An 8,164-nucleotide genomic window follows, 5' to 3' on the forward strand; every position below is an offset into this window, starting at 1 on the left:
ATCTTCGATTATGTCGAGATGTTTTATAATGCTAAACGCCGCCACAGTGCCTGTGAGGATCAAGCCCCTGCAGTTTATGAAAGTGCCTGGTTCATGAGGCACGGAACAGTCTAGGAAACTAGGGTCTATTCAATTTTGCCAGATTACAGGTACAAAAAACCGGGCTCGGTGGCCGGGTTTCTATTTGAGCGTATTTGCTGCTGGCAATTTCATTGGAGGATGCGAGTCATAATGAACAAACCTTGCAGACTGACAATTTTCATTTTGATAATGGACCACATGGCTTGATGTCCAGTCGCCAAAAGGTTTTTTCTGATCATAAACTTTATGACCAACATGATAATGCCAAAGGTTATTCTCTATTGCATATTGTATTAGTTGCAGTCTTCTAGCGTGATTTTCGCTAACTCCCGTGGATGGTTTATTACGTCCAGGAAGGCTAGTGAATCCGGATGCTTTTAACATAGTAATAAAGTCACCAATTGTCTTTAATTCTTGTGTTGATAATGACTTCATTAACTCAATAAATGACTGAGAATAACTAACTTTGACAGCCATTACGCATCCTTTTTCATTGACTGGATCCAATCTGCAAAATCATCGCCGCTTGCAACCCAGTCAGGGTGTTCTACATTTTCAGAACTGACAGAATCTCTAATGGCTTCTATATCAAAGGAGAAATCATGTTCGCCTTTGAGCTGGTACAAACCTACTAACCTTGCAAGTTCATTCGTGACTTTCTGATAGTCTTCGAAGACCTGCAAAGCCCGTGTTTTGATATAGCGTAGGTGGGACATGTGAGGAGCCCAATAGATTTCAGTTTCTGCTTTAAAAAAAGTATAAAACATTCTCTTGTTGCCACGAGAAATTTCTTCAGCAATAGCCTCTAAAGTTTCAGTCGAATTTTCTTTAAAATCGAGAGCTTCGATCTCTTCAGCTGACCCAAACTTTAATACGTGGATCATCGACCTGCCTTCTTTGCAAAGCTGAGTAACTGAATCAACGATGGCGTCTGTTTTTTTTATAGCATCTAAAACTTGTTTTTTTGTTAGAGACTTGGGGTGGCTGCGGTCGAAGTCGTCCAGAGATCGCTCAACAGAATGAGAAACCTCAGTGAAAATGCCTTGTACCTTGTCTAGGTTTGGACCCGCAAAGGCCATAGCCTCGAAGCCAATCATGTCTTTCATCCTATAAGTGTATGGGGTAACGGGATAGGTAGCAAACGTGCCACGCATGCCACACAACGTTCACTATCATTAAACTGCACAATAGCTTGAGAAAAGGATAGTTTAGTGAATAAGAGCCCATTTCTCACATTGAACTGCGCGTTACCCAATATCTTTAGCATGACAATGATAGAGCTAAAGGGGTTGGTAATGAAGCCTGTGATTTTAATCAGTACTATCGAACTTAGTTATCTGGCTGAAACCAATCATCCGCGCTTTCCCTCGTGTCCTGCAGCATCACATCGATCACCTTTTATCATGTGTCGTCCCGCCCATCACCGACATCCATCACTGACTGCTCTGCGAACGCTGAACGTAGCACCAGGGTAATTTCTTTAAAGTCTTTTCTCAAACTCAATTTTGAAAGCTTCGACCGCTGACCTGCTCCCTGTTGGTGAAAACACCTCAATGTTCGTTATGTCTTTGTTAGAGTAGTGAACTTCCGCTTTTCGCTCAAAGCAGCCTGTCATGCTTGGTTATAAAACAGGCTTAACTTAGAATATTTTCCCTTTTCTAAGCGGTCCCCTACTATGCGTACATATACTTTTCTTAGTCTATTTGAGAGAAATCAGCGATATGGACGTCAATAAAACCATTCTGACATTAAAGCGTAAGCCCAAACATCCAGTACCTGAACCAGCGCAAGATACTGCTGTCCTCGTAAAGCGCAACCGGGCCCAGGCAAAGCCGGGACCTAAACCCACAGAACCAAAAAAGCCCCGGACACCCCGGTCAATACCGGTTTCTGAAGCCTATGCATTGCTGACACCTTTCTGGCCAGCGCTATTTGATCGTGAAAATGTCCATCTGATGAAAATTAACGTTCTGCAAGATCTTATCCGGAATGAAGACCGCCGCGGGATCTCATTATCCAATAAGATGCTGAAGCGCAGTGTTAAAGCAATTAGTCGGAGTCCGGCTTATCTGGAACGTATGGCTGTCGGTCAGAGCCGGTTTGATATTGAGGGTAAAGCATTGGGAGAAGTCACTGAACACGAATATAAGTACATCTTGGCGCGAAGATTTACGATAAAAACACATTCGGTGAGCGACAGTTAGGGTGATAAGGGCTTTGTTGAATAAATCGTTTTTAGATAAAAAGCCTCCCTTTCAGTCACTTCCTCAGGTAATTCGCACACTTTCGGGCATGCCAGCACGCATCATTTTGTTGAAAGCACGGATCATGGCCATAGCCTCACCGACCTGCGCATCGTAGTCACGCAGCTTCAGGTGTCCACCGAACAATTGTTTAATCCGGGGTTCTACGGCGGAACCCCCTTATATCCGCGCCCTGAAGGACAGGGTTTTACGGCGCACTGGATAAAAGTTCGTTTTAGCGATGCCGGTGACTGTCATTTCAGACATGGTATCCCTCTTACTTATTTATGATTTAAGTGTATCCATCAAGGCGGAAATAGGTATTGCCGTGAAGGAGAGGGAAGACCATCTCATCGCTTACCTTCAACCCTTTAAAGCCCTGTTGGTAGCTGTCCGGTTATAATTGCCACGACAATAAAAATTGCCTGTATTGGCAGTGACCATTTGAAAAATGCTTTCTGATATCCCCAAAAACTCATTTCTGTACGATCCATCAGCAGATACAGCCAGGCCACGGTTGGGCTGGCGTGGCGTAATGCCTGCCCCATCACCGATGCAATGCCAATTTCAGTGGGTGTTATACCGTAACTGTGCGCGATAGGGGCAATGACCGGCAGCACGCCAAAGTAGTACGCATCCAGCGGCAGGGCATAGAGGGAAAAAATGCTGAGAAATGCCAGAAGAATGGCCGAGTGACTTCCCATTGATGCCGGAATGAGACTGGCAAGATGCTGAGCTACCGCTGCAGCCATCCCGCTTCCTCTAAAGACCCCGAGAAAACAGCCGGCAGCCACGATAATGGAGGCCACAGCAATGGCATCTCCGCCGTTGGCAATAAGACGCTGACGTTGCTCTGGTACGGTGTAATTGAGCATTAGCGCCAGCGCCGTACCCACCAGGAACGCCATTGCTCCGCTGACCAGGCCCGACATCAGGCACACCAGTAATACAGCAGTCAGCAAGAGATTAAGCCAAAGTAGGCGAGGGCGTTTCAGCTCCTGATGATGGTCGTGAACACGGGCCACCATCGTGTCCACATCCTCACGTGAAACAATGCCGTTACTCCCTGGCTCATATCCCAGTCGTACCCGCTCCTTTTTCCCCATAATGAAAGCCACAGCAGCAACATAGATAAATGAGATACCTAATACCGGCAGCAGGGTTATAAAGAGAGCGTTCACATCCAGTTGCAGTACGGCAGCCGCACGGGCCAGAGGCCCACCCCATGGCAGGCAATTACTCAGCCCGAAGGGGAGAATAATCAGCATTGCCAGATTCGAGAGTTTCATCCCCATCTGGCGGTACAGCGGCACAAACGCCGTGGTCATGATGATAATGGTGGTCGTACCGTCACCGTCCAGCGTCACGGCAGCAGCAGTTATAAACGTTGCCAGCGTGATTTTCAGCGGGTCACCATTGGCCCGGCGTATCAGCCAGGCACACAGCGGGTCGAAGAGTCCCACATTCATCATCAGGCTGAAATAGAGTATCGCAAATAAAATCATCAGGGTGGGGTTCACCGTACCCAGGGCAATTTTCCCGTTGGTATGCTGCGTGTAGAATATCCCTTCCTTCATCCATACCAGCAGGTTGGTCAGCGGTTCTCCCGTCAGCAGGCACAATGCAGCCCCCACACCGAGAGTTACAGCAATCAGACCCGTAAAAGGTGAAAGCTTTTGTTTTATGACCAGTACCATAAATGTCGCGACGAGCAGGTAGCCCAGAATTGTAACCATTCCGGTGCCTCCATTATGATGTGATGTGAATTAACGGGGCGATGAAACCCCGGCGATTATGTTTACTTCGCGGAGAGCAACTCTGTCACCCAGGCCGGAGTCAGGGACGGTAGCGGCTGATTATTCTCACGGGCATACTTATATGCCTCTATGGTGGCACGGCGCTGTTGCTCATAGACAAGCTTTGTTTCCGCGTTAACCAGCACCTCTTCCAGATGGTTTACCGGCACCACCACCACGCCGTCAGCATCGCCGAAAATCAGGTCACCGGGACTGATATTCACCCCGGCACAGAAGACCGGCGTGTTGATTTTCCCTTCCTTCTCTTTGATCGGGCCACGGGGCATAAAACCTCGGGCATATACCGGAATATCCAGTGCAGCCAGCACCTCCTTATCCCGCACATATCCATCCACGATGATCCCGCGAAGCCCGGTAGCCTGCGCCGCACCTGCCAGCAAGTCCCCCAGATAGGCCCGCTCTTTTTCTGCTTTACCGGCAATGACCAGTACGTAACCTGGCGCGCCCTGATAAATCGCCACATGAATCGGGAGGTTATCACCGTCCTGCGTATCGACCGTGCAGGCGGTACCAATCATTGTTTTATGTTCATCAACCGGCACCAGGTTTGCATCCATGCAGCCATTTCTTGGAATGCCCAGTTTTTGCATTCCGTCACACAATAACGCCGGACTCAGAACCGACAGACGCTCGATCAGATGCTCAGGGATAAGTGGTGGTAACACGTGGTATGAGTTATTCATGATTATTTCTCGCAAGATTGGATAAACAGTTAATGGCACTTCGGTAATCCATATCGGCCCCATTGGGGCCCAGCACTCTGGCCCAGTCCGTCTGGCTGAGAGTTTCAAGTTTGTTTCTTGTTGCGATTGACATGCTGGCATCCACGGATAAGGCATCCAGCGTAGCAATCACATCCGTAATTTCAGCGCAGCGCCTCTTTGCATGTATTAATGTTCGGGCAGTAAAAACTTTGGCGAGTTGTTCTATATTTTTTCCATCCAGAGAATCGCTCAGAGAAGAAACCAGCGTATCCAGTACTCCATATTTCTCTGCAGCAATAAATGCTTCGAGAAATAATTGAGGAATACCTTTCATTACGATACTTTTTAACATTTTAATTGCTGAGGCTGCCCCCGCTTCAGCTTCTATATCCGTCAGGTTCATCCCTTCGGATATGAAGGTGTTCTTGAACGATTTAGCACCTTCGCCAGCTAAAAGAATGGGGACACGAAGAGCATCTCCGGGCACGGTACCCATCACGGCAGCGTCACAAAACAACACGCCATTCCTTCTGGGGATGAGATCAATTTGTTGTTTAATTGCCGGGGCGGCAGAATTCATATCCGTATAAATTTGCCCTTCATGAAGGTTAGGAATAACTTTTTCAGCGATATTCAGTGCGCTGCTTGCACTTGTCAGGCAAACAATAAAGCGTGCCTTTTGACAGACATGATCTAATGAGTCGAGGAGAGTCACGCCTGCTTTTTCCGCCCGCTCGCGAATAGCCACTCCCACATCACCCACACCGGAAGAGGAATCAAATGCGCCTATTTCCATTTGAGAAACAGAACGTAATGCGATCGAAAAATTGAAAGCCGCTTCACCAAAACCAATAAAAACCAATTTCATAAGAACATTCCGCTTAAATGAGTTGGCAATAGCTGAGCAAAATATGTGCCAGCTCACTCAATGGGTTTGAAAAAAAATTATCAAAGAATAATACGATTTAAAATCAGCCTGTTAATCATATAAAAACTGATAGTGCCTTATCTCGCAGGGATCACAATTCATTATCATCAACATTGCATTTCATTAACGTGAAAGTATGGTGAAAGAAAATGAAACGTAAGGTATCCCCCGGCTATGGCAAAAATTGCAGTTATTTCTCCGTCCAGTCAGCTGACTGTTGTTGTTGAATCGTTACTTGTTCAACGAGACTTGCCCATTATTCTGGCACAGGCTTCAGAGGCTACAGCCGTCATTATTGCCCGCAGGCTGATAGAGAATGGGATCGAGATATTAATCAGTAGAGGGAAAACAGCTGAGTTATTACGCGAATCGGTTCAGATCCCTGTTATTGAAATCAGGCATACTTTTCTTGATTGCTTTAATTCTTATCAAAAAGCTCGCATCCACTCGGATAACGTTGCATTTCTGGCGACCTCTCAGGCGTATGCAAATGCCCTGAGCAAAGCACTCCCTTTTTTAAAGGGCGCATCAATTTGCACAATCGACCCCTTTGATAAAGCTGAGTCGATCAGTTCAGTATTTGAGCAGCTACGTAAAGATAATATCAATGTTGTCATTGGGGGGCTCTCTTTACAAAAAATAGCAATTTCTTATGGTATGTATTATGTGATGTCCGAAGCGGATCCTGACTCTATTGACGATGCCATGAGTGAAGCCTTGCATCTATTAAAAATAGAAGCTGATAAACAACGTAAAAATCTCGAACTGAAAAAACGCTATGAAATGATCAGTGCAATTCTCAACTGTGTATCAGAAGGTCTTTTGAGCATTGATGCTGAATTAAAAATAACCAACATTAATGAAATTGCACTACGTTATCTGAAACCAGTGGAACCCGGAGCGAAGATCAAACACCAGATACTGAGAAACTCATTTTCAAACGTCTTACAGTCTGGTCAATCTGTTTCTGGGGTTTTAGTTGAAACAGGTCGTCACTCCCTGAGTATAAATATTTCGCCGGTCATGTTACATGACAATATCGTAGGCGCTGTCGCCAGCATTCAGAACCAAAGTGAAATAAAGAAAATAGAACAAAAAATGAGGTTAAAACACAGTGAGTCACATACTGCAGACAAGACATTTAAAGACATTATAGGTAGTAGCCCTGTATTAATTTCGGCGAAACATCTCGCAGAAAAATATGCCAGGGTAGAAAGTACAGTGATGATAGAAGGCGAAACAGGGACGGGTAAAGAACTCTTTGCACAGAGTATTCACAATGCATCCGCACGAGCGCCGGGCCCCTTCGTGGCGATAAATTGTGCCTCTTTCGCTGCCAGCGTGATAGAAAGTGAGTTGTTTGGTTACGTCAAAGGCGCATTTACGGGAGCATTACAGGAAGGAAAAATCGGTGTTTTCGAGCAGGCTCATGGCGGTACAATCTTTTTGGACGAAATAAGCGAGCTTTCTATTGATATTCAGCTCAAATTACTGAGAACCCTGCAAGAGCGAAAGATCATACGTATAGGGGACAATAAAATCATTCCTGTTGATATCCGTATCATCACAGCCAGCAATAAAAATCTGATGAGGTTAATTGAGCAAGGTAAATTCCGGGAGGATTTTTATTACCGGATTTGTGTTCTGCGGCTCGCTTTACCTTCATTGCAGCAGCGCCAGTCCGATATTCCCTCTTTAGTCATGCACTTGTTGCAGTTACAGGGTCATGATAATTTCTCAATTAGCAAAGATGTTCTCCACAAACTAAGCCAAAGAGAATGGCCGGGGAATATACGCCAGTTAAGCAATATTATTGAGCGACTTGTTGTAGTGGCAGAGGATAAGGTAATTGATGAAGCCATGCTGGATAGCGTACTTGCAGATGTAGCACCCATGCGGATTTCAAATGACTATCAACCTGATGGAAGCGGAGACCTTCCGGACGAAAAATACCTGTTGATGAATGCTTTAAAACAGGTAAGAGGGAACAGACAGCAAGCGGCCAAACTTCTCGGTATCAGCAGCACCACACTCTGGCGAAGAATAAAAAAACATCAGGACAGTGACCCGATATTTTTCGCTACTCTCAAATACCCTGTATAGGGGTTTGAGAGCCAACCGTGGATTTGTCGAATAAATCGGATTGTAATAAAAGCTCCTCCAATTGCAAAAATTTTCGGAAAACGCCGTATAGGGGGCCGCTTGTAAAACGGAAAATATCCTACGTTCAGCCGGTTTTATAAGCAGTCATGATAGTCTGCTTCGTGCTGTGAGTTCAACCGATGGATGCAACACATTGGTTAAAACGCTCTGCGGGTGATTCATAGTCTAGCGTTTTTCTTGGCCTCTCGTTGAGCTGCCTGGCAACACTGTTTAGTCTTAGCTGGCTGT

7 protein-coding genes and 2 pseudogenes are annotated in these 8,164 nt (G+C 45.8%); 2 read left to right on the top strand and 7 right to left on the bottom strand.

All coding sequences use genetic code 11. The features are described from left to right. Positions 1-180: 180 nt before the first annotated feature. The gene (locus J1784_RS00630) at positions 181-558 is read right to left on the bottom strand and encodes a hypothetical protein (RefSeq protein ID WP_217147621.1); all 378 of its coding nucleotides are present in this window, start codon (positions 556-558) and stop codon (positions 181-183) included. Further along, on the bottom strand, positions 558-1,178 hold the full coding sequence (locus J1784_RS00635) for a hypothetical protein (protein WP_217147622.1): 621 nt from the start codon (positions 1,176-1,178) through the stop codon (positions 558-560). The genes J1784_RS00630 and J1784_RS00635 overlap by 1 nt, the downstream gene beginning before the upstream one ends. A gap of 624 nt (positions 1,179-1,802) precedes the next feature. Between J1784_RS00635 and J1784_RS00640 the strand changes: the two genes are divergently transcribed. Continuing rightward, positions 1,803-2,285, top strand: coding sequence for a ProQ/FINO family protein (locus J1784_RS00640; RefSeq protein WP_217147623.1), 483 nt, complete (start codon positions 1,803-1,805; stop codon positions 2,283-2,285). Between the two features lie 63 nt (positions 2,286-2,348). Here the strand turns inward: J1784_RS00640 and J1784_RS26325 are convergent. The 4 genes and pseudogenes from J1784_RS26325 to J1784_RS00655 all read right to left on the bottom strand — a co-directional run. Beyond that, a pseudogene (locus J1784_RS26325) lies at positions 2,349-2,483 on the bottom strand (IS5/IS1182 family transposase); the annotation flags it as partial. Between the two features lie 212 nt (positions 2,484-2,695). Continuing rightward, a complete protein-coding gene (locus tag J1784_RS00645) occupies positions 2,696-4,060 on the bottom strand; it encodes a citrate:proton symporter (RefSeq protein WP_217147624.1) in 1,365 nt (454 codons plus the stop codon). Positions 4,061-4,122: 62 nt separating this feature from the next. Beyond that, on the bottom strand, positions 4,123-4,824 hold the full coding sequence (locus J1784_RS00650; protein ID WP_217147625.1) for an RraA family protein: 702 nt from the start codon (positions 4,822-4,824) through the stop codon (positions 4,123-4,125). Then, positions 4,817-5,713 (bottom strand): DUF1932 domain-containing protein, encoded by an 897-nt coding sequence (locus J1784_RS00655; protein WP_217147626.1) that lies wholly within the window; start codon positions 5,711-5,713, stop codon positions 4,817-4,819. The genes J1784_RS00650 and J1784_RS00655 overlap by 8 nt, the downstream gene beginning before the upstream one ends. Before the next feature lie 234 nt (positions 5,714-5,947). Here J1784_RS00655 and J1784_RS00660 point away from each other — a divergent pair, with 234 nt between their 5' ends. Continuing rightward, positions 5,948-7,876, top strand: a complete 1,929-nt coding sequence (locus J1784_RS00660; RefSeq protein WP_217147627.1) for a sigma 54-interacting transcriptional regulator — start codon at positions 5,948-5,950, stop codon at positions 7,874-7,876. 172 nt (positions 7,877-8,048) lie between these two features. Here J1784_RS00660 and J1784_RS00665 read toward each other — a convergent pair. Further along, a pseudogene (locus tag J1784_RS00665) lies at positions 8,049-8,164 on the bottom strand (IS30 family transposase); the annotation flags it as partial.

The sequence above is a fragment of the Rahnella ecdela genome, from assembly GCF_019049625.1.
GTDB classification, from domain to species: Bacteria; Pseudomonadota; Gammaproteobacteria; order Enterobacterales; family Enterobacteriaceae; genus Rahnella; species Rahnella ecdela.

Bases quoted from the DNA above. Each gene is read 5' to 3' on its own strand.
- J1784_RS00660 (WP_217147627.1), top strand. From the start codon at position 5,948: ATGGCAAAAATTGCAGTTATTTCTCCGTCCAGTCAGCTGACTGTTGTT.
- J1784_RS00655 (WP_217147626.1), bottom strand. From the start codon at position 5,713: ATGAAATTGGTTTTTATTGGTTTTGGTGAAGCGGCTTTCAATTTTTCG.
- J1784_RS00640 (WP_217147623.1), top strand. From the start codon at position 1,803: ATGGACGTCAATAAAACCATTCTGACATTAAAGCGTAAGCCCAAACAT.
- J1784_RS00630 (WP_217147621.1), bottom strand. From the start codon at position 558: ATGGCTGTCAAAGTTAGTTATTCTCAGTCATTTATTGAGTTAATGAAG.
- J1784_RS00645 (WP_217147624.1), bottom strand. From the start codon at position 4,060: ATGGTTACAATTCTGGGCTACCTGCTCGTCGCGACATTTATGGTACTG.
- J1784_RS00635 (WP_217147622.1), bottom strand. From the start codon at position 1,178: ATGATTGGCTTCGAGGCTATGGCCTTTGCGGGTCCAAACCTAGACAAG.
- J1784_RS00650 (WP_217147625.1), bottom strand. From the start codon at position 4,824: ATGAATAACTCATACCACGTGTTACCACCACTTATCCCTGAGCATCTG.